Genomic DNA, 22,720 nt, shown 5'->3' with positions numbered 1-22,720 from the left:
CACAAATACACTCAAACGGGTCGCTGTCTGGCGGCCCGTTTTTGTTTGAAATCAATGGGGTAAAAGAGGTGCAGCGCCTTTATGCCGAAATGTAACAGGAGTGTTTCAGTCCGTTGCAAAGATTGAGTTGAGACCCGGGCGCAGGACCCGTATCTACGGCTCAAGCGGGAAAAGACCCGCGTGAATTCTGAGGGCAGCGTGCAAACAACGATCAAATCTCCAGTCAGCTTTTCCGGTCCGGGACTCCACTCCGGCCAAAAGGCTGTGCTGACGATCCGGCCCGCTGGCGCTGAACACGGCATCTGGTTTTCGCGGACGGATGTGTCCGTTGGTGACCGGCTCGTGCCGGCCCGCTGGGACGCGGTTCTGCGTTCGCCGCTGTGCACCCGCATCGAAAACAGCTCTGGCCTGCAGGTCTCGACCGTCGAGCATGTGATGGCCGCCCTCGCAGGTTGCGGCGTGCACAACGCTCTGGTCGAAATCGATGGCCCCGAGGTTCCGATCCTTGACGGCTCGGCCGCTCCTTTCGTGCGCGGTATCATGCAGCGCGGATTGCGGACGCTTCCTGCACCTGTGCGTGCCTTTGAAGTGCTCAAAGAGGTCACCGTGCGTGATGGTGACGCTTCGGCGACGCTGGCGCCTTCCGATACGCTGCGCATCGATTTCGAGATCGATTTTGCCGATCGTGCAATCGGTCATCAGCGCAAATCGCTTGTTATGAACAACGGCAGCTTTGCCCGCGAGTTGTGCGACAGCCGCACGTTCTGCCGTCAGGCTGATGTGGATGCGATGCGCGCAAATGGTCTGGCGCTTGGCGGGAACTCCGGTGAGAACGCCGTTGTCTTTGACGGTGACAGGGTCCTGAGCCCCGGCGGTCTGCGCCATACTGATGAACCTGTCCGCCACAAGATGCTCGACGCGCTGGGTGATCTGGCCCTGGCCGGTGCGCCGCTGATCGGTCACTACACCGGCGTGCGTGCCGGACATTCGCTGACCAACACTCTGCTGCGTGAGCTTTTTGCGACACCGGGCGCGTTCCGTATGCTGGTCTGCTCCAAAGATCAGGTCGCGCGCCTGCCCGGTTACGGCCTTGTCTGGGATGAAATCCCCGCGGTCGCCTGAACCGGAACCGGCTTTGATACCTCACAAACAGAAGATGTTATGCAAAGGGCGTTTTGCATGGAAATTTTCTGTGTTAGGACCATCTGGAAGCGTCGGACTTTGGTGGACGCGGGGTAGCGGAAGAAGGTGTCTGGCATGAGTTTGTTCAGCGCGCATCAGCGGAAGATCGGCGCGGTGCTTCTGGGTGTACTGCTGGCAGGTTGCGGCGATTCTGCTGGCCGGACAAACGGCAGTTTCTTCAACCCGCAGGACGTGCCGCTTGAAACCTATGCGCCTGAGCAGATTTTCGAGCGGGGCGAGTTTGAGCTGAACCGGTCGCAACCCGAGGAAGCGGCCTTTTACTTTGCCGAGATAGAACGTCTGTACCCCTATTCAGACTGGGCGCGCCGCGCTCTGATCATGCAGGCTTTTGCCTATCATACAGACGAAGACTATCCCAACAGCCGTTCCGCAGCACAGCGGTTTATTGATTTCTATCCGGACGATGATGATGCGGCCTATGCCCAGTATCTGCTGGCGCTCAGCTATTATGACCAGATCGATGAGGTCGGTCGCGATCAGGGTCTGACATTCCAGGCGCTTCAGGCGCTGCGCGAAGTGATCGAGCGGTATCCGGACAGCGAATATTCAAGGTCGGCTATTCTGAAATTCGATTTGGCTTTTGATCACCTGGCGGCCAAAGAAATGGAAATCGGACGCTATTATCTGCGCCGGAATCACTATTCGGCGGCCATCAACAGGTTCCGGGTTGTGGTTGAGGATTTCCAGACGACGAGCCAGACCCCCGAGGCGCTGCACCGCCTGGTAGAAGCCTATCTGTCTCTGGGACTGACGAACGAAGCGCGTACGGCCGGAGCGATCCTTGGATACAACTACCGGTCAACCGATTGGTACGAAGACAGCTTTGCGCTGCTGAATGGTCAGGGCCTGACCCTCGAGGCGGCAGGCGATGGCTGGCTCAGGCAGGTTTATCGTCAGACGCTGAAGGGCGACTGGCTCTGACGGGGCTTCGGCCTGACACGGGATAACGCGGATGCTGCGCGGGCTTGATATTTCGAACATGCTCATCATCGACCGGCTGGAGCTTGCGTTTCAACCGGGGCTGAATGTGCTGACCGGTGAGACCGGCGCGGGCAAGTCCATCCTGTTGGATTCGCTGGGTTTTGTTCTGGGCTGGCGGGGGCGTGCGGACCTCGTCCGCCAGGGAGCTGCACAGGGTGAGGTGACAGCCTGGTTCGATCTGGGGCCGGATCATCGCGCACGTGGCGTGCTCCAGGAAGCCGGACTGCCGGTTTCAGACGAGCTCATTCTACGTCGGATCAATACACAGGACGGTCGCAAAACGGCCTGGGTCAACGACCGGCGGTGCTCAGGTGAAGTGCTGCGGCAGTTGTCAGAGACGCTGGTCGAACTGCATGGTCAGCACGATGACAGGGGATTGCTCGATCCAAAAGGGCATCGCGCGATCCTTGATGAATTCGCTGATGTGGAACAGCAAAAAACCGAGACGCGCAGAACCTGGACCGAAAAGAACCGTGCGGCGAGGGCGCTGGCGTCGGCTGAACAGGCAATTGCTGATATCCGTGAAGAAGAAGAATACCTGCGCCATGCAGTGGCAGAGCTGGATGCTTTGTCGCCTGAGGCGGGTGAGGAAGCAACACTCGACGCGCGGCGCCGTCTGATGCAGGGCGCAGAGAAAATCCGGAATGATGTTGTCCGCGCCCACGAGATACTGGGCAACCAGGGGGCTGAGGCCGCAATGGGAGAGGCGTTGCGCTGGCTTGACGGTGCGGCCACCCACGCCGAAGGGCGCCTGGAGGCACCAATGGCTGCGCTGTCGCGGGCGATGGTTGAACTGGACGAGGCGATCAGTGGTATCAACGGCGCCATTGACGATCTGTCGTTCAATCCCGCAGAGCTGGAAGACACGGAAGAGCGCCTGTTTGCCATTCGTGGTCTGGCAAGGAAACACGATATCCAGGCGGATGAACTGGCTGATTTCGCTGAGAAACTGCGCGGCAGGCTTGCGGCACTTGATGCGGGTGATGCCGAGCTGAAAACCCTGCGTACCGCGCTGGCAGATGCCGAAGCGGCCTATGACCAGGCCGCCAGCAATCTGACACAGGCCAGACGCAAAGCGGCGCGCGCGCTGGACAAGGCAGTCAGTGCGGAGCTGGCACCGCTCAAGATGGAGCGTGCGGTTTTTGAAACCGCGCTGAGCGCCGAGGCGCCCGGGCCGGAAGGGCGTGACGCTGTGGCGTTTTGTGTCGCCACAAATCCCGGCGCGCCGGCTGGCCCGCTGAACCGGATCGCATCCGGGGGCGAGCTCAGCCGTTTTCTTCTGGCGCTCAAGGTCTGCCTGACCCGCGGGCAAAGCGGTCTGACGATCATCTTTGACGAGATTGACCGCGGCGTCGGGGGGGCCACAGCCGATGCTGTGGGGCGTCGTTTGTCCGATCTGGCGCAGGGCGGTCAGGTTCTGGTCGTCACGCATTCGCCGCAGGTCGCGGCCCTTGGTGCGCACCACTGGCGTGTCGAAAAGCGGGTAAAGGCGGGCATGACCACCTCTACGGTAACGCCATTACCCGGTGCGGACCGTGTGGATGAGATTGCGCGGATGCTTTCAGGCGATACAATCACAGAAGAGGCGCGGGGTGCGGCTCGGGCGCTTCTTGCCAGCTGACCGCTTTCAGGCGGCAGTTCCCAGCTAACCGATCGGAAACAAAACCAGCATGTCACTGCCAGAACGCTCCCTGATTGCCCGGCAGTTCGACAGCGCGCGGAGCTCGGTCCGACAGGGCATGGAGGTGCTGCGTCAGCAGGGGCCTGGTCAGATCCAGTTCTGGTTTATTGCCCTGGCCGTCGGCACCGCCGCTGGTTTCGCGGCATTGTTCTTTCGCAAGGGCATCAACGCGCTGCAGACGTCCCTGTATGGGACAGACGATGTGCGGTTGCTTCACAGTTTCGCCGAGTCTCTGCCCTGGTACATGATCCTGATCATTCCGATCTGTGGTGGTCTTGTTGTCGGCATCATACTGAATACATTTACAAAAGATGGCCGGGCGCGGTCGGTCGCGGATGTGATCCACGGTGCGGCCATGCACGACGGACGCGTGGAAACGCGCGCCGGTCTGGCTTCTGCACTTGCGTCCATGATCACACTCGGCACAGGCGGATCAAGTGGCAGAGAAGGGCCCGTTGTGCACCTGGCTGCGGTGATCTCGACCTGGGTCAACCGCCGTATGCATGCCGACGGCATAACGGGCCGGGATCTCCTGGGGTGCGCCGTCGCCGCCGCAGTATCAGCGAGCTTTAACGCGCCCATCGCAGGGGCGCTTTTTGCGCTGGAGGTTGTTCTGCGCCATTTCGCCGTGCACGCTTTTGCGCCGATTGTGATCGCCAGTGCCGCTGGAACCGTGATCAACCGCCTTGAATTCGGTGGGGTGACGGAATTCACTCTGGCTACGACGGGTGAGGTGCAGTTTTACCAGGAGATGCCAGCTTTCCTGCTGCTCGGGCTGATGTCCGGCCTTGTCGCAGTTGCCCTGATGAAGGCAATCTTCTGGTCGGATGATTTCGGTACAGTCCTGCAAAACCGCCTGCATATTCCTGCCTGGCTGCGGCCTGCGGTGGCGGGCGCGATGCTGGGGGGGCTGGCGATCTGGTTTCCGCATATCATCGGCGTCGGCTACGAGACGACGTCGCTGGCACTGACCGGCCAGCTGGGTCTGTGGGACGCGATTGTGTTTGCCGTGCTGAAAACAGTGGCGGTGGCGATTACGATGGCGGGCCGGATGGGAGGCGGTGTGTTTTCGCCTTCGCTGATGGTCGGGGCGCTGACCGGGCTGAGTTTCGGGCTGATCGCTACGGGTATTTTCCCCGATGTTTCAGGCTCCTACACGCTCTATGCGCTTGCCGGCATGGGGGCTGTGGCCGCGGCGGTTCTGGGTGCGCCGATCTCTACGACGCTTATCGTTTTTGAACTGACAGGGGACTGGCAGACCGGTCTTGCCGTGATGGTCGCCGTATCCATGTCTACGGCGCTTGCGTCCCGCCTTGTGGACCGAAGTTTCTTTCTCACGCAGCTGGAGCGGCGCGGCATCCATCTTGCGGCGGGTCCGCAGGCCTATCTTCTGGCCATGTTTCGTGTCGGAAGTGTGATGCGCAGCCCGGAGGATCCGCGTGCCGCGAGCGAGGACGCGTGCTGGGAAATGATCGGCGAGGGCATCTACATCGACGCGAATGCGACCCTCGAGGCGGCGATGCCCATCTTCGAGACAGGCCAGAACTACATTCCTGTCGTGACGCTCAGCGCAGATGCCACGCCGCCTAAACTGCTGGGCGCGCTGTTTTATGTTGATGCGCTCAAGGTGTACAACCGGGCGCTCGCCGCGACCGCGGCCGAAGAACACTCATAGGAGCGGTTCAGATCTCTTCGACCGTTACATCACCGTTGGTGTAAAAGGCCAGATGGCCCCTGATGCGATCCACAGCCTCCAGCGGCGCTTCATAGGACCAGGCAACATCGCCCAGCGTCGTGCTTTTTGTCACAACCGAAAAATAGCTGGCGTCCCCTTTATAGGGGCAGTGCGTGGTCTTAACTGACGTGTCCAGAAAGGCCATGGCGATGTCATCACGCGGAAAATAGATCACCGGCGGGTAGTCGCCCTCGACCAGTTCCAGCGCATTGCTGCTTTCGCCCAGAACAGCGCCGCCCGCGCGAACAGACCAGGTCCCTTCAGCTTTCCGTATCGTGATATGTGCAGCCATTTCTGATGTCTCTCCGTTGCCGTCTGACGATATGCGCGGCGCTTTCCGGATCAGGTTGGTCGCATGTTCCGGATCAAAGCGGTGCGGTTGCTGCATCCAACCATGTTTTTGCCTCCGGCGATAGGCGCGGGCCGATCTTTTCTGCAACTTCAGCGTGGTAGGCGTTCAGCCAGTCCCGTTCTGCGGGCGTCAGCAGGGCGGTCACCACCAGCCGCCGGTCAATCGGCGCAAAGGTCAGCGTGCGCCAGGTCAGCATCGCGCGGTGTTCATCGCCCCCCGGCAAGTGCGGCGCTTCCTGTGCCACGATCAGGTTCTCGATCCGGATGCCAAAAGCACCCTCGCGGTAATATCCGGGCTCATTGGACAGGATCATGCCAGGCTCGATCGGGACATGGCTCACGCGGCTCAGACGTTGCGGTCCTTCGTGTACACTCAGATAGGCACCGACACCGTGCCCGAGGCCGTGATCAAAGTCCTGTCCGGCCAGCCAGATGGGCATGCGTCCGACCGCCTCAATATCACGCCCGGCAAGACCCGCAGGCCAGCGCAGGCGGCTCATGGCGATCATCCCCTGCAAAACCCGCGTAAAGGCTTCGGCGGCCTCCTGTGGCGGCTGACCAATGGCAATGGTGCGGGTGATATCCGTGGTCCCGTCAAGATACTGACCGCCGCTGTCCAGGACGATCAGATGGCCATCTTCCAGTTGTGCATCGGTATCTTCGGTCACCCTGTAATGCATGATCGCGCCATGCGGCCCGGTGCCTGCGATGGTTTCAAAGCTGATGTCCTGCAGCGCGTTGTCGTTCCTGCGCAGTGTTTCCAGCTGCGTGACGACCTGTGTTTCGGTCAGCGTGCCTGGCGCCTGGGCATCCAGCCAGAACAGCAATTCGGCAACAGCAGCCCCATCGCGCAGGTGGGCTGCGGCAGCGCCCTCAATTTCTGCTGTGTTCTTTCGGGCTTTGGGCAGTGCGCAGGGCTCGTCGCCCCAGACCGCTTTGTCACCAGCAGCCTCTGCCACTGCCACCGGCACAGAGCTTTTGTCGAGCCTTACCGGCCCTTCCAGCGCACTGACAAACTGTAAAAGCTGGTCCGGGTCATGAACGCTCACCCCGGACCCAAGGTGATCTTGCAGATCATCCAGTTTGTCTGCCGCCATAAACAGATGCACATGACCGCTGTCTTTCAGGACGGCAAACCCCTGGGCAATCGGATTGCGCGGAATGTCTGCACCACGGATGTTCAGCAGCCAGCAGATTGAATCCGGCAGCGTGATCACGGCAGAGCTGTGCCCGGCGTCTGCCAGCGCGCCTGCCAGACGCGCGCGCTTGTCTGCGTGGCTTTCACCTGCAAATTCCAGCGGATGGATCCGCGCTTTTTCCATCGGGGGCGGTGGCTGATCCTCCCAGATGGTGTCGACAAGGTTGTCCACAGCACGCAGCTCAATACCGCTGCCGCTGAGCTCTTTTTCGAGGGCTTCGATCTGACCAGGGGTATGCAGCCAGGCGTCAAAGCCCACCACGCCGCCCTGGGGCAGCTGGTCTTTCAGCCATACACCGGGCTTGATATCGGGCCAGGGCACCGGTGTGTAATCGCCTGCTACCTGCGATTTGACCTGGGTTCTGTAGCGCCCGTCAATAAAAACGCCTGCAACATCGCGCAGCGCAATGCAAAAGCCGGCAGAGCCGGTGAAGCCTGTCAACCAGGCCAGTCGTTCATCATGTGCCGCAACATATTCCCCCTGATGGGCGTCGGCCCGGGGCACGAAAAACCCGTCCAGATCTTCGGCCAACAGAACCCGGCGCAGCGCGGCCAGCCGGGGCGGTCCCTGTTCCGGACGTGCAGTGACTTTGAAACTCTGAAACATTGCCCAGCCCCCGTTTCTTCTGGCGTTAAATATCCCCCGCGGAGCGTCCCACAGGATCAGCCCGCGCGCCTGGTACCCATAATGCGGGCCCGGGCCCGTGGATTGCTGTCAAACAGTGCTGCCAGCTGTTCTGTCATGGCACCGGCGAGCTGATCGACATCCGTGATCGTTACCGCGCGGTCATAGTACCGGGTCACATCATGGCCGATGCCAATGGCGAGCAATTCCACGGCGCGGCGTTTTTCCACCATAGCGATCACATCGCGCAGGTGTTTTTCCAGATAGTTCGCCGGGTTTACCGACAGCGTGCTGTCATCCACAGGTGCGCCGTCGGAAATGACCATAAGGATTTTCCGCGCCTCTGCGCGCATCAGCATCCGGCGGTGTGCCCATTCCAGAGCCTCGCCATCGATGTTTTCCTTCAGCAGACCTTCCTTCATCATCAGACCCAGATTGGGTCGGGTGCGCCGCCAGGGCGCATCTGCGGATTTATAGATGATATGGCGCAGATCGTTCAGACGTCCGGGCTGCTGCGGGCGGCCTTCATTCAGCCAGGCCTCGCGTGCCTGTCCGCCTTTCCAGGCCCGTGTGGTAAAGCCCAGAATCTCCACCTTGACGTTGCAGCGCTCCAGCGTCCGCGCCAGAACATCCGCGCAGATTGCTGCGATAGAAATCGGCCTTCCTCGCATGGAGCCGGAGTTGTCCAGCAGCAGCGTAACCACTGTATCCCGGAACTCTGTGTCCTTTTCGACCTTAAAGCTCAGCGGGGTGGTCGGATTTGCAACCACACGGGCCAGACGGCCTGCGTCCAGCATGCCTTCTTCCAGATCAAACTCCCAGGACCGGTTCTGTTGTGCTTGCAGGCGGCGCTGCAGCTTGTTGGCCAGACGGCTTACGGCACCTTTCAGCGGCTCCAGCTGCTGGTCGAGATAGGCGCGCAGACGTTCCAGCTCGACAGGTTCGGCCAGCTCTTCGGCACCGATTTCCTCATCGTGGTCAGACATATAGACAAGGTAGTCGGGATCAGCTTCCGAGGCAGGCTGCGGAGCAGGAGGCTCCATCGGGGCCTCGCCGTCGGGCATCTCCGCCTCGTCGCCCATCTCCTGGTCGGCCATGTCATCCATGGACACCTGGGCCTGGGCTGCATCCTGTTGTTCCTCCTGGCTTTGCTCGGGCGAGCCTTCGGCTTCTTCCTCGTCCTGATCATCTTGTCCGGTGCTGTCAGGCTCGGAATCGTCATCCGTGCCTTCTTCCGCTTCGTCTTCCTGGTCTTCATCAATCTGGTCGGGGTCGTCCCCCAGCTGGTCGCCATATCCCAGATCAGAAATCATCTGGCGGGCAAACTTTGCAAAGGCTGACTGATCGCTCAGCGTCTCGTCAAGGTTCTCCAGTGTGCCACCACACTGATCCTCGATAAACCCGCGCCACAGCTCCATGACGTTTTGCGCATCGGCGGGCAGATCGCGTCCCGTGGCCAGATGCCGGATCAGATAGCCTGCAGCCACCGCGAGCGGCACGTCAGCAGCCTGCGTGACCTGGCCGTACCCCTTGCGCATCGCCTCATGTCCGATTTTGGCGTCGATGTTGCCGGCCGTGCCGGGCATATCCCGTGCGCCCATCGCCTCGCACCGGGCCGTTTCCATCGCCTCGTAGAGGTCGCGCGCCATATCGCCCTGAGGCGCGTATTTCGAATGGGTCTGGCCATTGTGGTAGCGGCGGTTCAGCGCCAGGGCATCCGCGGTCCCACGCGCCAGCATGACCTCCTCGCGGGTCATGCGGCGGCTCACCTGCGGCAGACGCATCGCATCACCGGACAGACCCGCCGGATCCACTGAATAGGACACGGTGAGCTCCGGATCGTGCGCCATCACCCTGGTCGCTTCGCCGAGCGCCTTTTTGAACGCATCGGCCGGATTGTCAGACGGTTTACTCATATGTCCGTTCCTATCAGGTCAGAGACCGTTCTCCGGATGCCAGATCGGCCAGCAGGGCCACATGCACATCCAGTGCATCTATCACTTTATACCCCGGGTCGTGGTCGTCAAACGCCAGTCCCAGATCGGTGCCTGCCAGAACGATCGCGTCCGCGCCGTTCTCTACAGTCATAGCCCGGCCTGCGTCAAAAAACAGCGCGCGGTTCTCGTCAGTACATCTGCCGCTCAACGCCATCTGCAGGTATGTCTCCGCGACACTCTCAAGATCGTCACCAGGCGCGACAGCCCGCGTTTTCTGCAGCTGTCCATAGAGTTTCGTACGCATCACAACTCCTGTGCCCAGCAGACCGACGGTATTGATCCCCTGACTGGCAAAGTGTTCATCCAGCGGTGTTACACCGCTGACCAGGGGCAGGGCGCTGATTGCTTCTGTTTCAGAATAACAGAAGTGCCCACCCAATGAGGTAATCGCTGCAAGATCCGCGCCCGCGGCCTTCAGCCGGTCGATCAAACGGGCATAAATGTCGGCCTGTTCTGCCCGGTTGTCTGCCAGGTTGTTCGCTACCAGCTCATCCGCGCTGGCCTGAACAATTGTCAGTTCCAGCTTTTTCCCGCGTTCGCGCATCAGGGCCGTCAGCCGCTGATAGTACACCACCGTGGCTGCCGGGCCGATGCCTCCGATCAACCCGATGTGCATAGACTACCCCAGGCTCACGCTGGCGGCGCTTTCGGGCAGCTCTTCGTCAAACAGACGCTGGTAGAATTCAGCCACTGTCTGGCGCTCGAGCTCGTCGCATTTGTTCAGGAACGACAGGCGGAACGCATAGCCCACATTGCGGAAAATTTCGGCGTTCTGTGCCCAGGCGATTACAGTACGCGGGCTCATCACGGTGGACAGGTCGCCGTTCATAAAGGCTGTGCGCGTCAGGTCCGCGACGGTGACCATCTGTTTGACGATCTTGCGGCCTTTTTCCGTGTTGTAGTGCGGGTTTTTGGACAAAACGATTGCGGTTTCCGCATCAATGCTGAGATAGTTGAGCGTCGCCACCAGTGACCAGCGGTCCATCTGGCCCTGGTTGATCTGCTGTGTGCCGTGATAAAGGCCGGTGGTGTCGCCCAGGCCCACGGTGTTCGCGGTCGCAAAAATACGGAAATAGGGGTGGGGCGTGATCACCTGGTTCTGGTCCAGCAGCGTCAGCTTGCCGTCCACTTCCAGAACCCGCTGGATCACAAACATCACGTCTGCGCGGCCCGCGTCATATTCATCAAACACAATTGCGGTCGGGTTGCGCAGCGCCCAGGGCAGGATGCCTTCCTGGAAATCAGTGACCTGTTTGCCATCTTTAAGCTTGATCGCGTCTTTACCAATCAGGTCGATCCGGCTGATGTGGCTGTCGAGGTTTACCCGCACAGCCGGCCAGTTCAGGCGCGATGCAACCTGTTCGATATGCGTCGATTTGCCCGTACCGTGATAGCCCTGGATCATCACGCGGCGGTTATGCGAAAAGCCTGCGAGGATGGCGAGCGTCGTGTCGGGGTCAAATTTGTAGGTGCTGTCAAGCTCGGGCACCCGGTCGCTGCCGTCGGCAAAACCCTTCACGATCATATCCGTGTCGATCCCGAAAACCTCGCGTACGCTGATTTCCTCGGTGGGTTTTGTATTGATGTCCAGTGCGCCGTCGGCCATGGGGTTCATCCTTCAGATAGAGCGTCTTGACGGGTGCCTTTCGCCCGCGACACCTCGTGCAACATATTGCGCCGGGGTGCAAGGTAAAGGGCCGGTCCAGTTACCGGTGACCGTTAGGCCATCAGTCCTTGAAATTGCGGCTGCCTTTGATCTGATCCCAGGCCCAGACGACTTCCTGCAGCTGTTCTTCCTGGCTGCGGTCGCCGCCGTTCATGTCCGGGTGCAGAACTTTGATCAGCGCTTTGTACGCCTTGCGCACCTCGGGTTTGGTCCAGGTGTCCCGGGCTTCGAGGATTTCCAGTGCACGGCGTTCGGTCGGGGGCAGGCGCCGCCCGGCCTGGGGCCCGCGTCCAGGGTTCTGTGTGGCGTTCGCGCCAAGTACCTGATGGGGGTCTTCGATGCCAAGCCGCGCCCAGGCGCGGGCCTCGGGATCGCCCATCGGTTTGGTGTTGCGTTCCCAGACCTTGTCCTTGGACATCTGCGCGTTCAGCTCAGCTTCCGTGGTGCCGTCAAAGAAGTTCCACTTCAAATTGTATTCCCGAACGTGCGCCTGGCAGAACCAGAAAAAGTCATCCAGCACATCCGGCGCTTTCGGCGCGCGGTATTTGCCGGGCTCTTCGCACCCATCATGATCGCAGATGCGTGTGGACGTCTCGGACGCCCCGGACATACCGCGTCTGCCACGCGGATTTTTCTTTTTTGAAGAAGAAACGGACATGTCGAATCCGAAGGGATCGGGTTTACGCATCTTGGCACCTATACGAGTCGAGGCCGCTTAGTTTAGACTGTGCACGGAAAGATTGAAGGGGGCTGAGCTAAAAAAATGTCGAAACGACAGGAGATTGAGGAAAGACTGAACAAAGCGTTCAGTCCGGACAGGCTGGAAGTGGTGGATGACACGGAAAGTCACCGCGGACACGCTGGTTTTACTGAAGGTGTCGAGAGCCATTTTAACGTTCTGATACGGGCCGGGTCCTTTCAGGGAATGTCACGGATCGCGCGTCACCGCGCCATTCATGCAGCGCTCGGGCCAGATCTGATCGGCCAGATTCATGCGCTTGCAATTGATGCAGACGTTTAAGAGCAGGCTTTACCCCGCTGAATTTGATGATTTTCTTGCCGCTGCCAGTTGCAGCAGCGAGTTGGTGAGGCCGGAGACCTCACTGAAGTCCTCGACACCGTTGTCCTGCAACATGCGCGCGGCGCCTTCGCTGCCCGAGGCATCGTCCTGTGGGCCTGCCGGTCGTGTCCATGCAGGGCGTGGCCTGCCGGGTATTGCTTTTGCAACGACATCCGGCACTTTGTCATCAGCTGGCGTCGTTTTGGCCAGGCCGGGTTTGCGAGGCGGCGGCGTCGACAGACGTTCGGCGGCCTGAAGCACAAGAGGTGATTTTGCTGCGACCGGACGACGGAAAATCAGAAGGGTCTGTTTGGTTTCAGGTTCGCTGCCCGTGTCGCCACCCGGCAGCGTCTCCGCGCGCTGATATTCCCAGCCGCGCATACCCATATCGTTCATCAGTGTCTGGAGCGCGTTGGCAACGCGTGTCGCAGTTGATGTGATGCCACGCGGTTTTTGCGCACCAGCCGGCGCTGGGATGACCCGGTATTCGTACTGTGGCATCGGTGTCGTCTCCGGCAATTTTTGTGAGATTATAGCACCGGACGGCTGGTCCGGAAAGAGAGGTCAACCCCAGGTATAAGGTGCCGGAGAGGTTCACTTTTTCCGGGGGATTCCGATGCTGCGACCTGCGCCTTGTGGCCTGGGAAATCTGCTGTGTTCGGCGTGCATCTTTTTCAGCCGTTCCAGGATTTCAGGCGGCATCGGGGAAACGCGCGGTCCTGACTGATCAATGTGCAGGCCCATGGCTTCACCGGTCGCAGCGCACCAGCCGTCCTCGTGCCAGATTTCCTGCCAGGTGTGAAAGCGTTTTTCATCATAATCAACCAGTTGCAGTGTGACGTTCACTTTGTCGCCTTCGTGCAGTTCACGCAGATAGCAGATGTGAAACTCGGCAGTATAGGTCGTGAAACCCGTTTTCTGATAGTCGGGCCCAAAGCCGATGTCGGGATAAATCTGATCCGCGGCCTCATCAAAGAGCACCGAATAATAGGCCATGTTCATATGACCGTTATAGTCCGTCCATTCGGGTCGGACGGGCATCAGGGAGGATCTGAAAGGAGCGGCCTGCATTAATCTGCCTTGTGCAAAGGGGGTCAACAGATTGATCCCTACCATTTTCGTGGCGGACGGGTAAAAGGAAAAGAAACCGGATGTGCGGCGCCCGCACGAGCAGGCCGGTATGCACAATAGTACATATATACTTGACAACATATGCATCCAGATATATACAAACAGTACCTGAACAGAGACATCCGCTTTCCGCCTGATCACCAGGCCGAACTGGTGGATAGCATGCGGCATCTGTCCATACCTTGCCGCGAAAACATTCTGATGCTCGAAAAGGAGCTGAGATCGAATGACCCCGATACTTCGGAACGCTGTGGCAGGCTGTCGGGCGGGTGTGTGGTCTTTGCCGTGGTGATCCCCGAGTGCAAAGGTCACCGGCTGGCCGTATCGCTCGAACTGGCGGTGTCGGGTCCGCCGCCACTGATGCTGCATGGGGTTGTTGCGGCGCGAAATGCCTGTGATGCCGCGCGGGATCTGGTTGTGCGTCATCGAAACCTTGTTGAAAAAGAATGGGAGTGATCCTGTGAACCAACTGAAAAACATGCTTTTTGCAGAGGATCCGGAGCTTGCGGAATCCTACGACCGGAACAAGGCAAAGCGGGACATGGCGTTGCTGTTCCGGTCTTTACGTAAAAAGGCGGGTCTGACGCAGGTGGAGCTTGCAGAACGCAGTGGGTTATCGCAGTCACATATTTCCAAGATGGAAGCCGCAACGGGCGCTTTGCCGGAAATTCAGTCCTGTTCCAGATATTTCCACGCCTGCGGTGCGCGGCTCAAGATCGTGCCGTTTCAGGATGACGCCGAAGAAGTGTCCGGGAATGAAATGTGTGCGGTGATCTGAGCGGCTGTATCATCGCATTTCTGACCGATCAGACTGTCCTCAACGCGGCGAGTGCGCTTGGCATCGGTTTGCTGGCGGTTCCTGCTTTCTCCCTGAATTTCAACAAAAAGACACTGGCCCGGATAGAAGGGCTGGTACAGTCACGCGCGCAACAGGGCGATACCAGTGCGCTGGACGTGATTGCTCACGAACTGGAAAAAGACGCAGCAGGCCGTGTCGCGCAGTGGCGCCGCATGGACGAATTATGTCTGCGGGTTGGCTACGGGTTGCTGCTCGGATCCGCTGTTCTGCGGGTGTTCAGCTGAAACTCGTGCCTCGGCCTCAGCCTTTGAGTTTTTGGGCCACCAGCTGGTTCACAGCTTTGGGGTTGGCCTTGCCACCGGTCGCTTTCATCACCTGGCCCACGAACCAGCCTGCCAGCTTTGGATTTTCCTGGGCTTTGGCAACCTGTTCGGGATTGGCCGCGATGATCTCGTCGACGGCAGCTTCGATGGCACCGGTGTCGGTAACCTGTTTCATGCCGCGCTCTTCGACGATTTTTGCCGGGTCACCGCCCTCAGAATAGACGATCTCAAAGAGATCTTTGGCGATTTTGCCGGAAATGGCATCCGATGCGATGAGATCAATGATACCGCCCAGCTGAGCGGGGGAGACAGGGCTGTCCGTGATGTCGCGATCGTCCTTTTTCAGACGGCCGAACAGTTCATTGATCACCCAGTTCGCAGCCGATTTTCCGTCGCGCCCCTGTGCTACCGCCTCAAAGTAGCCAGAGGAGTCCAGATCAGCCGTCAGCACTGAGGCGTCATAGTCGCTCAGGCCGAATTCGCTGATAAATCGTGCTTTTTTAGCGTCGGGCAGTTCCGGCAGGTTCGCGCCGATGTCGTCAACCCACGCCTGCTCAATCACGAGAGGCAGCAGATCGGGGTCCGGAAAATAGCGGTAGTCATGCGCTTCCTCCTTGGACCGCATGGAGCGGGTTTCATTGCGGTCCGGATCATAGAGCCGGGTTTCCTGTTCGATCTCACCACCGGCTTCCACAATCGCGATCTGGCGGCGGGCCTCGACATCAATCGCCTGCTGGATAAAGCGCATCGAGTTCATGTTTTTGATCTCGCAGCGCGTGCCCAGATGGCTGAAATCCTGCGTGGCCTGGTATTTTTCATACTGGCCCGGGCGACAGACGGACACGTTCACATCCGCACGCATCGAGCCGGACTGCATATTCCCGTCGCATGTTCCCAGATACCGCAGGATCTGCCGCAGCTTTCCAAGGTACGCGGCCGCTTCTTCAGGGCCGCGGATGTCAGGGCGCGAGACGATCTCCATCAGTGCCACGCCCGTGCGGTTCAGATCGACAAAGGACATGTTCGGATCCATGTCGTGGATGGATTTGCCGGCGTCCTGCTCGAGGTGAATGCGTTCAACGCGCACGAGACGGGCCGTGCCGTCGCCCATTTCAACCAGCACTTCACCTTCGCCCACGATCGGGTGGTAAAGCTGGGAAATCTGATAGCCCTGCGGCAGGTCGGGATAAAAGTAATTTTTGCGGTCGAATGCGCTTTCGAGATTGATTTTCGCCTTGAGGCCAAGGCCCGTGCGCACGGCCTGTTCCACGCAGTATTCGTTGATCGTCGGCAGCATGCCAGGCATCGCCGCGTCGACAAAAGAGACGTTGTTGTTGGGCTCTGCGCCAAATTTGGTCGAGGCCGCGGAAAAGAGTTTGGCGTTGGATGTGACCTGCGCGTGCACCTCCATCCCGATCACCAGTTCCCAGTCATGTTTCGCGCCGGCGATCACTTTGGGTTTTGGAGTGTCGTATGTAAGGTCGAGCATAGCGCGGTGTCCCTGATGTCCTGAACAAAGGTGACGTCGTCTTAGGCCAGCAGGTGTATGTCTGCAAGACCTGCCGTATCAGGAACGATCCGGCAGAGACGCCCAGCTGACACGGGCTGATTTTGTGCTGCCGCCTGTGCGCAGCTCAGCGCGCGGACACATCCGGGATTCGGTTGTAAAGTTGTCGCGGATACGAACAACCAGCAGCGACCTGAAGGCGTGAGACAGATCAACCGTCACGGTATTACCCGGGCCCATGGGGGGCAGAACCAGCGTCAGCACATCCTGGGCGCGGCTGCGGTCAAGCGGCACATCGTAGTGCAGAGCCGCATGGACCCTGGCGATGGCCTCGTAGACGGGCAGGTGGTCACCGGTCAGGTGAAAATGCACGCGGGCGCTGCGCAGAAGGCTGACTTCGAGTGCCATCAGCCGGGCACCTGTATCGCTCGCGGCGGAACATGGTGCCTGAACAACTGAATCCGGTGTTCTGTGCCACTCAATCCAGTCCCCGGTATCCCAGTGTGCGGCATCTGCGGGAATAGTCGTCATGGTATCCTCCTTCTTGCCTTCGTCACCTTCTAAGCCTGTTTTGTGACAGGCCCGTCATCGGTGAAAACAATCTTCATCCCCTCGTCAATCTCTCGTCTGAAAATATGTCTCAGCAATCTGACAGCGTCTTCCTGTCCGGCTGCTGCAAACCTGCGCGCAGATCCCACGCGAAGGTTGTTGTCAAACCCGCGGGCCGCATGGGCCCAAATCAGCGGGTGCAGCTCTGTCATGTGCCTGCGCACAATCCAGTCCGAGCAGGCCGCAATCCTGCGGCGCACGGCATTTGCCTCACTATCCGCGCCGTCCTGCCAGCCAATTGTATTCATGCACCAGGACGCCATCAGATTGACAGTATGCTGATCGGGGCGCCTCTCCAGGATGTCGGCAAGGCCCTCGATCAGGAACTCGGTATCCACACGTGCGCAGGCCTCATCATCCCCGGCCAGCGCATCCATCATGACCCAAGTATAACCGCCGGCCCCCCATTCAGGCAAGAGCCGGGCTGCGGTGCGACGCGCCTCCAGTTCCAGTTTTTCGTAGGAACCAAACCATCTGGGCGACATATAGTTCCCCAGCGCACGCATCGGCGCGGGGTTGAGCGGGTTCAGATCAATCAGCGTTTCAAAGTCCCTGCTGATCCGGTCAGGATGATGACCTCCAGCACCGTGCAGTGCGCACCATGCCGCATTCAGAAAGGGGGATGCCGCCCGCTGGGTCTGGAAACGTTCAAGAATGTCCCGGGCGCGGTCAAAGTGGGCCGCGAATGCTTCAAGGTTGCTGTCGGGTACCTGCGTCTGCCAGCCTGTTCCACGCCACAGCCATCCGGTGTCGATATGGGCCATTGCAACGGTCGCCGCGCGCCAGGGGCAGTCCGGTGTTTCAGCCAGCAGCTCCTCCAACGCCCCGATGCCGTCCAGCAGGGCGGGGCTGTCAGCTGTCCGGGCATCTGCGAGCGCGTGTTCGACGGCCATGATGACATCCGAGCGCGCGCCGAAACTCAGCAGGTCAGCAACCGGCATGCCGGCGGGTGTCATCAGCCGGTCCTGGTCGGCAAGTTCCAGCGCCTGTGCAAGATCGGCCCAGCGGTCCTGGCGGGCCAGAAACTGGCCCTGATCCTGATGTATTCCGCGACATCTGTCTTCTTCCGACAGGGGCGGGCAGGGAATCTGCAAAGGCTCATCTGTGCTGGCTGGCTGCGAGTCCGGGCGGTCAGCCGCTGCTGGCTGCGGCAAGGCAGAAGACAACTGTTCATGCGCTGGCTCAGAGCGGCGCGAGCGCGCCGTACTATCCGCCAAACGGGACCGGATTCCCGAAAACAGGGACAAGAAAGACATTTAAACATTCCGATTACTGGGTACGGTGTAATCATGCTCCGGTATTCAGGCTGAAACAAGGCGTTGACGCGGTGATATGCCGATGATTGCGCGTCCTTATTGGAACTCCAGGCACGATTGTTGCCGCCCTGTAAACGGTGTCAGCGCCGTCGTTTTATTGTTTCGGCAGAATTGCGCCAACCGTCTGCTGCCGCTTGCCCAGCCCGTAAATTTCGGCGCAGAGTGCACAGATGAAATGGATCCTTATTCCCCTGCTGTCGCTTTTTCTGACAGCGCCTGTCGTGCCCACGCAGGCACAGGCATCAGACGACAACGCGCTGCCCGCGATGCGCTGGAGCCACAAACCGCAGCGGGCGCAATGGAATGCCGCCGCACTGCAGGCGCTGCGCAGTCATGGTCAGGCGCTGCCTCAGACCGTCCCGGCCGATGTTGGCAGCTGGTGCCCACACTACCCGGACGCAGACACCGAAGCGCGTGAGGCTTTCTGGGTTGGCTTTCTGTCGGCGCTGGCACGTTATGAAAGCACCTGGAAACCCCGGGCCGTCGGTGGCGGCGGCAGGTGGTTTGGTCTGTTGCAGATTTCGCCCGGAACAGCACGCGGATACGGCTGTCGGGCACGGTCTGGCGAAGCGCTGAAAGCCGGTGGGGACAACCTCAGTTGCGCGATCCGAATTATGGCCGTCACTGTGCCGCGCGACGGCGTGATCTATGGGCGTGGGGGCAAGGGCGTGGCAGCCGACTGGGGTCCGATGCGGAGTGCGCCCAAGCGCGAAGAAATGGCCGCCTGGCTGCGCACCCAGCCTTATTGCACCATTCCTGCCAAAACGAGCCGCCGCCCGAAAAAGCGAGAAGAACGCTGAAAGCGGGCTCTTCAGCCGATGAGGGAAAAGTGATGGCGTTCGGTTTTGATGCCGCGAGCATGCAGGGCGGTTTCAAAAGCCTGATGCGGCGGCGTGGCCTCGTAGGGCAGGCGCAGGCGCTGACCGCCCGTCAGGATGAGCGTGACACGGACCGAAAAGTCGAGCCGTGTGTCGAGCCGCACTTTTTCGATCTCCTCCAGCGTTACAGAGGCGGATCGCCTGCCAGTGTGCCAGCGGATACCTGAGGCGTCCATGACAAGCCCGGCTGCGGGGTTACGCACAAATTCCAGCAGCGCAGGAAACGTAAAGAGCGCCAATAGCCCGACCAGCCAGAGCGCCGCATCGAGCAAAAGGGTGATCACAACAAGTACGCTCCAGATCGACACAAGGGTGATCAGTGCGGTATAGCTGCGTCCCTGACGGTGATAGGTGAACGGCTCAGCGTCCACCCGTCACATCCAGCGTGGAGCCGGTGACATAGCTTGCCTCATCAGACAGCAGCCACATGATTGCCAGCGCGACCTCTTCTGCCGACCCTTTTCGCTTCATCGGAACCATATGGGCCAGGCGGTCCGCGCGGCCCGGCTCACCGCCCTTGGCATGCAGTTCGGTTTCGATCAGCCCCGGCCGGACTGCCATAACGCGGATATTTTCGCCTGAAACCTCGTCGGACAACCCTTTGGTAAAGCAATCGATCGCCGCCTTGGACGCGGCATAGTCAACATACTGGTTCCCGGATCCCAGCCGTGCGGCGGCAGAGGAGATGTTCACGATACTGCCGCCGTTACCGGCTGCCTGCATCCGCAAAACGGCCTCTTTGGCAACCAGCATCGCGCCGACAACGTTCACACTGAACATTCGGTGCAGGCGGGCATGATCCATATCAACCAGGCGCGCTGTCTGATCCACGATGCCTGCATTGTTGATCAGCGCATCCAGCCTGCCGAAATGCGCATCCAGCTGACCGTAAACAGCGGTGACTGCAGCGGGGTCTGAAACGTCCCCCTGACACAGCAGAACATCGGCACCGGCAGCACGGCAGCTTTCTGCAACCGTTTCCGCATCCGCAGTGCTGCTGCGATAGTTCAGCGCGATGTTCCAGCCGCGCTCTGCCGCGATCTGTGCGCAGGCCGCGCCGATGCCGCTGGAGCCGCCGGTGATCAGTACAACAGGTTTCATCAGGTGTTTCCTCTTATGCGTGTCAGCATCTCACGTGTATCGCGGGACAGGTCCGGACCAGACAATATGCGATCCAGCTGCTCTGCGATCAGCGCCCGGCGGTCCGCATCATAGCGCCGCCATGTCTGAAAGGCAGAGCACATGCGTGCCGTTGTCTGGGGGTTCACAGGGTCCAGGCGGATCAGCCAGTCTGCCAGCAGCCGGTAGCCCGAACCGTCGGCAGCGTGAAAACCAGCGTGATGCATGGCAAGTGATCCGAAAACGGCGCGGAACCGGTTTGGGTTCTTCCAGTTGAAATCGGGGTGGTCCGTCAGGGCCTGCGCCGTTGCAGCAGTATCACCTGGGTCTGACTGAATGACCTGCAGTCCGAACCATTTGTCCATGACGAGGCGGTCAGACGTCCACTGGGTTTCAAATGCTTTCAGGGCCTCGGCGCCGTTGCCCGCCCGCAGCATGACGGAAAGCGCTGCCAGTTGCTGTGTCATGTTGTCTGCTGCGGCAAACTGTTCCGCGGCCCGCGCGCCGCCGTCCAGCCGCGAGAGCAGGCTGAGCATCCCGTTTGCCAGCGCGCGGCGTCCGGTCTGCGCGGCATCCGGGCGGTAGGCTTCAGTCACCTGATGCGCTTCGAGCACAACGGGCAGCAGATCGGCCATGTGCAGTGCCTGTGCCCCCCGCAGTGCTTCTGTCGCAGCCCAGATTGCATCCGGATCGGGCACGTCGCCATCATTGTGCAGCGCAGTGGCCAGATCATTCTGACCCGGCAGGCCGAGCATCAGGGCACGGTATGCGGGATCAAGCCTGTCATCGCTCAGGACTGTCCGAATGCCATTGAGGTAGTCCGGATCAGGGGCCGCGCCCGTGCGGATCGTGTTCAGCAGACTGTCGCGCGCGATGTTGCGCCCGGCTTCCCAGCGGTTGAAGGGGTCAGTGTCATGGGCCAGCAGAAAGGCGCGCTGACTGTCCGGCAGGCTGCTTTTGAGGACAACCGGCGCGGAAAATCCGCGCAGTACCGAAGGCACAGGCCTGTCAGCAAGCCCTTCAAACGTAAAGCTTTGCGTTTCTTCGGTCAGCTCAAGGATGCGCGTCGGAACCACTTCCGAGCCATCCGGCGCGAGCAGACCGGTGGCGATCGGAATGACCTGTGGCTTTGGATCAGGCGTCGTGGCCGAAGGTTTAAGAGACTGGGTAAATGTAAGCGTATAGGTGCCCGCATTCCAGGCGTCTTCCATCGACAGCTCGGGCGTGCCTGCCTGGCTGTACCAGCGTTTGAACCGGGTCAGATCACGTCCGGTGACATCCTCAAAGGCCCTCAGCCAGTCTTCGATTGTGCAGGCCTGACCGTCGTGCCGGTCGAAATAGAGCGAGACCGCCTTGCTGTAGGCCTCAGCCCCGACCAGACTGCGCAGCATGCCGATGACCTCGGCACCTTTTTCATAGACGGTCGCTGTGTAAAAGTTGTTGATTTCCTGAAAGCTTTCCGGCCGGACAGGGTGCGACAGGGGCCCCTGGTCTTCGGCAAACTGACGGCCCCGCAGATCGATGACGTCACTGATCCTTTTGACAGAAGCTGAGCGCATGTCAGAGGTGAACTGGCTGTCACGATATACCGTCAGGCCCTCTTTCAGGCAAAGCTGGAACCAGTCGCGGCAGGTGATCCGGTTACCTGTCCAGTTGTGAAAGTACTCATGTGCGATGATGGCTTCTATGCGTTCAAAATTATTATCGGTCGATGTTTCGGGTGAGGCCAGAACAGCAGAAGAGTTGAAGACATTAAGGCCTTTATTCTCCATCGCGCCCATGTTGAAGTCGTCCACCGCCACGATATTGAAGATATCGAGGTCGTATTCGCGCCCGTAGACGTCCTCATCCCACTTCATGCTGTCTTTCAGGGCCTGCATGCCAAAGGCGCATTTGCCCTCGTCGCCGGGACGCACCCAGAGGTTCAGTTCAACCTCGCGGCCGGACATCGTTGTGAACGCACCGGGGTGGTTCACCAGCTCACCGGCAACCAGCGCAAAAAGATAGGCAGGCTTGGGCCAGGGATCGTGCCATTCGGCAAAGTTTTCCGACCGGCTGACCGGGTTGCCATTGGACAGCAGCACAGGGTGGGGGCCATTGATACGCACGGTAAAGGTGCTCATGACATCCGGGCGGTCCGGGTAGTAGGTTATTTTGCGAAAACCCTCGGCCTCACACTGGGTGCAATACATTCCGTTGGACATGTAAAGCCCTTCAAGCGCCGTGTTATTGGCGGGGTCGATGATCACTTCTGCTTCCCAGACAAACGGGGCGTCCGGGACATCGCAGGTCAGTCCTTCCGGGGTTACATCCGGCGAGACCGGGGCGCCGTCGATCCGCGCAGAGACCAGCTGCAGGTTTTCGCCATGCAGAAAAAAGGTTGGATCCTCGCCCGGGCGCGGCTCAAAGGTGATCCTGCTCTGGACGCTCGTGCGGTTGGGATGCAGGGTAAAAGTCAGCTCGACTGTTTTTACATTGTATCCGAAAGGTTTGTAATCCTTGAGGTAAATAGTATCTGGTGCTGCGTCTCGCATAGGGTTC

23 protein-coding genes are annotated in these 22,720 nt (G+C 59.8%); 9 read left to right on the top strand and 14 right to left on the bottom strand.

Annotation, left to right across the window (positions count from 1 at the left end):
• The first annotated feature begins 198 nt into the window (after window positions 1-198).
• From lpxC to Q1A34_RS04785, 4 genes are all read left to right on the top strand, one after another.
• The gene (gene lpxC / locus Q1A34_RS04800; RefSeq protein ID WP_300031476.1) at window positions 199-1,122 is read left to right on the top strand and encodes a UDP-3-O-acyl-N-acetylglucosamine deacetylase; all 924 of its coding nucleotides are present in this window, start codon (window positions 199-201) and stop codon (window positions 1,120-1,122) included.
• A 135-nt stretch (window positions 1,123-1,257) separates the two neighbouring features.
• Window positions 1,258-2,124, top strand: a complete 867-nt coding sequence (locus tag Q1A34_RS04795; RefSeq protein WP_300031474.1) for an outer membrane protein assembly factor BamD — start codon at window positions 1,258-1,260, stop codon at window positions 2,122-2,124.
• A 31-nt stretch (window positions 2,125-2,155) separates the two neighbouring features.
• Window positions 2,156-3,805, top strand: coding sequence for a DNA repair protein RecN (recN, locus tag Q1A34_RS04790; RefSeq protein ID WP_300031472.1), 1,650 nt, complete (start codon window positions 2,156-2,158; stop codon window positions 3,803-3,805).
• A gap of 49 nt (window positions 3,806-3,854) precedes the next feature.
• Window positions 3,855-5,540 (top strand): chloride channel protein, encoded by a 1,686-nt coding sequence (locus Q1A34_RS04785; protein WP_300031469.1) that lies wholly within the window; start codon window positions 3,855-3,857, stop codon window positions 5,538-5,540.
• A 7-nt stretch (window positions 5,541-5,547) separates the two neighbouring features.
• Here Q1A34_RS04785 and Q1A34_RS04780 read toward each other — a convergent pair whose 3' ends face one another.
• From Q1A34_RS04780 to Q1A34_RS04755, 6 genes are all read right to left on the bottom strand, one after another.
• The gene (locus tag Q1A34_RS04780) at window positions 5,548-5,892 is read right to left on the bottom strand and encodes a DUF427 domain-containing protein (RefSeq protein WP_300032351.1); all 345 of its coding nucleotides are present in this window, start codon (window positions 5,890-5,892) and stop codon (window positions 5,548-5,550) included.
• 73 nt (window positions 5,893-5,965) lie between these two features.
• On the bottom strand, window positions 5,966-7,756 hold the full coding sequence (locus Q1A34_RS04775; protein ID WP_300031466.1) for an aminopeptidase P family protein: 1,791 nt from the start codon (window positions 7,754-7,756) through the stop codon (window positions 5,966-5,968).
• A gap of 56 nt (window positions 7,757-7,812) precedes the next feature.
• Window positions 7,813-9,690 carry a cobaltochelatase subunit CobT gene (gene cobT / locus Q1A34_RS04770; protein ID WP_300031463.1) on the bottom strand — a complete coding sequence of 626 codons (1,878 nt, stop codon included), beginning with the start codon at window positions 9,688-9,690 and terminating at the stop codon, window positions 7,813-7,815.
• 13 nt (window positions 9,691-9,703) lie between these two features.
• Window positions 9,704-10,387 carry an aspartate/glutamate racemase family protein gene (locus Q1A34_RS04765; RefSeq protein ID WP_300031460.1) on the bottom strand — a complete coding sequence of 228 codons (684 nt, stop codon included), beginning with the start codon at window positions 10,385-10,387 and terminating at the stop codon, window positions 9,704-9,706.
• A gap of 3 nt (window positions 10,388-10,390) precedes the next feature.
• Entirely contained in the window at window positions 10,391-11,377 is a 987-nt protein-coding gene (gene cobS, locus Q1A34_RS04760; protein ID WP_300031457.1) for a cobaltochelatase subunit CobS, read from the bottom strand.
• Between the two features lie 121 nt (window positions 11,378-11,498).
• A complete protein-coding gene (locus tag Q1A34_RS04755) occupies window positions 11,499-12,125 on the bottom strand; it encodes a J domain-containing protein (RefSeq protein WP_300031455.1) in 627 nt (208 codons plus the stop codon).
• Window positions 12,126-12,200: 75 nt separating this feature from the next.
• Between Q1A34_RS04755 and Q1A34_RS04750 the strand changes: the two genes are divergently transcribed.
• The gene (locus Q1A34_RS04750) at window positions 12,201-12,458 is read left to right on the top strand and encodes a BolA family transcriptional regulator (RefSeq protein ID WP_300031453.1); all 258 of its coding nucleotides are present in this window, start codon (window positions 12,201-12,203) and stop codon (window positions 12,456-12,458) included.
• Window positions 12,459-12,467: 9 nt separating this feature from the next.
• Here the strand turns inward: Q1A34_RS04750 and Q1A34_RS04745 are convergent, their stop codons facing one another.
• Both Q1A34_RS04745 and Q1A34_RS04740 read right to left on the bottom strand, forming a co-directional pair.
• A complete protein-coding gene (locus Q1A34_RS04745; RefSeq protein ID WP_300031450.1) occupies window positions 12,468-13,016 on the bottom strand; it encodes a DUF4177 domain-containing protein in 549 nt (182 codons plus the stop codon).
• A 75-nt stretch (window positions 13,017-13,091) separates the two neighbouring features.
• Window positions 13,092-13,538, bottom strand: coding sequence for a thioesterase family protein (locus Q1A34_RS04740; RefSeq protein WP_300031448.1), 447 nt, complete (start codon window positions 13,536-13,538; stop codon window positions 13,092-13,094).
• A 171-nt stretch (window positions 13,539-13,709) separates the two neighbouring features.
• Between Q1A34_RS04740 and Q1A34_RS04735 the strand changes: the two genes are divergently transcribed.
• The 3 genes from Q1A34_RS04735 to Q1A34_RS04725 are packed head-to-tail and all read left to right on the top strand — an operon-like array spanning window position 13,710 to window position 14,711.
• Window positions 13,710-14,084 (top strand): hypothetical protein, encoded by a 375-nt coding sequence (locus tag Q1A34_RS04735; protein ID WP_300031445.1) that lies wholly within the window; start codon window positions 13,710-13,712, stop codon window positions 14,082-14,084.
• A gap of 4 nt (window positions 14,085-14,088) precedes the next feature.
• Entirely contained in the window at window positions 14,089-14,406 is a 318-nt protein-coding gene (locus Q1A34_RS04730) for a helix-turn-helix transcriptional regulator (RefSeq protein ID WP_300031442.1), read from the top strand.
• Entirely contained in the window at window positions 14,391-14,711 is a 321-nt protein-coding gene (locus Q1A34_RS04725; RefSeq protein WP_300031439.1) for a hypothetical protein, read from the top strand. The genes Q1A34_RS04730 and Q1A34_RS04725 overlap by 16 nt, the downstream gene beginning before the upstream one ends.
• A 16-nt stretch (window positions 14,712-14,727) precedes the next feature.
• On the opposite strand, the gene gatB is transcribed toward Q1A34_RS04725, so the two are convergent.
• The 3 genes from gatB to Q1A34_RS04710 form a co-directional block, all read right to left on the bottom strand.
• A complete protein-coding gene (gene gatB / locus Q1A34_RS04720; RefSeq protein WP_300031436.1) occupies window positions 14,728-16,239 on the bottom strand; it encodes an Asp-tRNA(Asn)/Glu-tRNA(Gln) amidotransferase subunit GatB in 1,512 nt (503 codons plus the stop codon).
• 78 nt (window positions 16,240-16,317) lie between these two features.
• Window positions 16,318-16,788, bottom strand: a complete 471-nt coding sequence (locus Q1A34_RS04715) for a hypothetical protein (RefSeq protein ID WP_300031433.1) — start codon at window positions 16,786-16,788, stop codon at window positions 16,318-16,320.
• Between the two features lie 29 nt (window positions 16,789-16,817).
• Window positions 16,818-17,960, bottom strand: a complete 1,143-nt coding sequence (locus Q1A34_RS04710; RefSeq protein WP_300031429.1) for a hypothetical protein — start codon at window positions 17,958-17,960, stop codon at window positions 16,818-16,820.
• Between the two features lie 392 nt (window positions 17,961-18,352).
• Between Q1A34_RS04710 and Q1A34_RS04705 the strand changes: the two genes are divergently transcribed.
• Entirely contained in the window at window positions 18,353-18,982 is a 630-nt protein-coding gene (locus Q1A34_RS04705; RefSeq protein WP_300031427.1) for a transglycosylase SLT domain-containing protein, read from the top strand.
• Window positions 18,983-18,993: 11 nt separating this feature from the next.
• Here the strand turns inward: Q1A34_RS04705 and Q1A34_RS04700 are convergent, their stop codons facing one another.
• The 3 genes from Q1A34_RS04700 to pepN are packed head-to-tail and all read right to left on the bottom strand — an operon-like array spanning window position 18,994 to window position 22,713.
• Window positions 18,994-19,431: a hypothetical protein gene (locus Q1A34_RS04700; protein ID WP_300031425.1), complete on the bottom strand. Its 438-nt coding sequence runs from the start codon at window positions 19,429-19,431 to the stop codon at window positions 18,994-18,996.
• On the bottom strand, window positions 19,421-20,161 hold the full coding sequence (locus Q1A34_RS04695; RefSeq protein ID WP_300031420.1) for an SDR family oxidoreductase: 741 nt from the start codon (window positions 20,159-20,161) through the stop codon (window positions 19,421-19,423). The genes Q1A34_RS04700 and Q1A34_RS04695 overlap by 11 nt, the downstream gene beginning before the upstream one ends.
• On the bottom strand, window positions 20,161-22,713 hold the full coding sequence (pepN, locus tag Q1A34_RS04690; RefSeq protein WP_300031417.1) for an aminopeptidase N: 2,553 nt from the start codon (window positions 22,711-22,713) through the stop codon (window positions 20,161-20,163). Before pepN ends, Q1A34_RS04695 begins: the two co-directional genes overlap by 1 nt.
• Window positions 22,714-22,720 lie beyond the last annotated feature (7 nt).

This window comes from uncultured Roseobacter sp. (assembly GCF_947491795.1).
In the GTDB taxonomy this organism is placed as follows: domain Bacteria; phylum Pseudomonadota; class Alphaproteobacteria; order Rhodobacterales; family Rhodobacteraceae; genus Roseobacter.
This window is presented reverse-complemented; position numbering and strand designations above follow the sequence as displayed.

Coding starts and splice junctions, on each gene's coding strand:
- recN (WP_300031472.1), top strand. CDS start 2,156: ATGCTGCGCGGGCTTGATATTTCGAACATGCTCATCATCGACCGGCTG.
- Q1A34_RS04735 (WP_300031445.1), top strand. CDS start 13,710: ATGCATCCAGATATATACAAACAGTACCTGAACAGAGACATCCGCTTT.
- gatB (WP_300031436.1), bottom strand. CDS start 16,239: ATGCTCGACCTTACATACGACACTCCAAAACCCAAAGTGATCGCCGGC.
- Q1A34_RS04785 (WP_300031469.1), top strand. CDS start 3,855: ATGTCACTGCCAGAACGCTCCCTGATTGCCCGGCAGTTCGACAGCGCG.
- Q1A34_RS04695 (WP_300031420.1), bottom strand. CDS start 20,161: ATGAAACCTGTTGTACTGATCACCGGCGGCTCCAGCGGCATCGGCGCG.
- Q1A34_RS04765 (WP_300031460.1), bottom strand. CDS start 10,387: ATGCACATCGGGTTGATCGGAGGCATCGGCCCGGCAGCCACGGTGGTG.
- Q1A34_RS04715 (WP_300031433.1), bottom strand. CDS start 16,788: ATGACGACTATTCCCGCAGATGCCGCACACTGGGATACCGGGGACTGG.
- Q1A34_RS04740 (WP_300031448.1), bottom strand. CDS start 13,538: ATGCCCGTCCGACCCGAATGGACGGACTATAACGGTCATATGAACATG.
- Q1A34_RS04775 (WP_300031466.1), bottom strand. CDS start 7,756: ATGTTTCAGAGTTTCAAAGTCACTGCACGTCCGGAACAGGGACCGCCC.
- Q1A34_RS04780 (WP_300032351.1), bottom strand. CDS start 5,892: ATGGCTGCACATATCACGATACGGAAAGCTGAAGGGACCTGGTCTGTT.
- Q1A34_RS04795 (WP_300031474.1), top strand. CDS start 1,258: ATGAGTTTGTTCAGCGCGCATCAGCGGAAGATCGGCGCGGTGCTTCTG.
- cobT (WP_300031463.1), bottom strand. CDS start 9,690: ATGAGTAAACCGTCTGACAATCCGGCCGATGCGTTCAAAAAGGCGCTC.
- Q1A34_RS04705 (WP_300031427.1), top strand. CDS start 18,353: ATGAAATGGATCCTTATTCCCCTGCTGTCGCTTTTTCTGACAGCGCCT.
- pepN (WP_300031417.1), bottom strand. CDS start 22,713: ATGCGAGACGCAGCACCAGATACTATTTACCTCAAGGATTACAAACCT.
- Q1A34_RS04750 (WP_300031453.1), top strand. CDS start 12,201: ATGTCGAAACGACAGGAGATTGAGGAAAGACTGAACAAAGCGTTCAGT.
- cobS (WP_300031457.1), bottom strand. CDS start 11,377: ATGGCCGACGGCGCACTGGACATCAATACAAAACCCACCGAGGAAATC.
- Q1A34_RS04755 (WP_300031455.1), bottom strand. CDS start 12,125: ATGCGTAAACCCGATCCCTTCGGATTCGACATGTCCGTTTCTTCTTCA.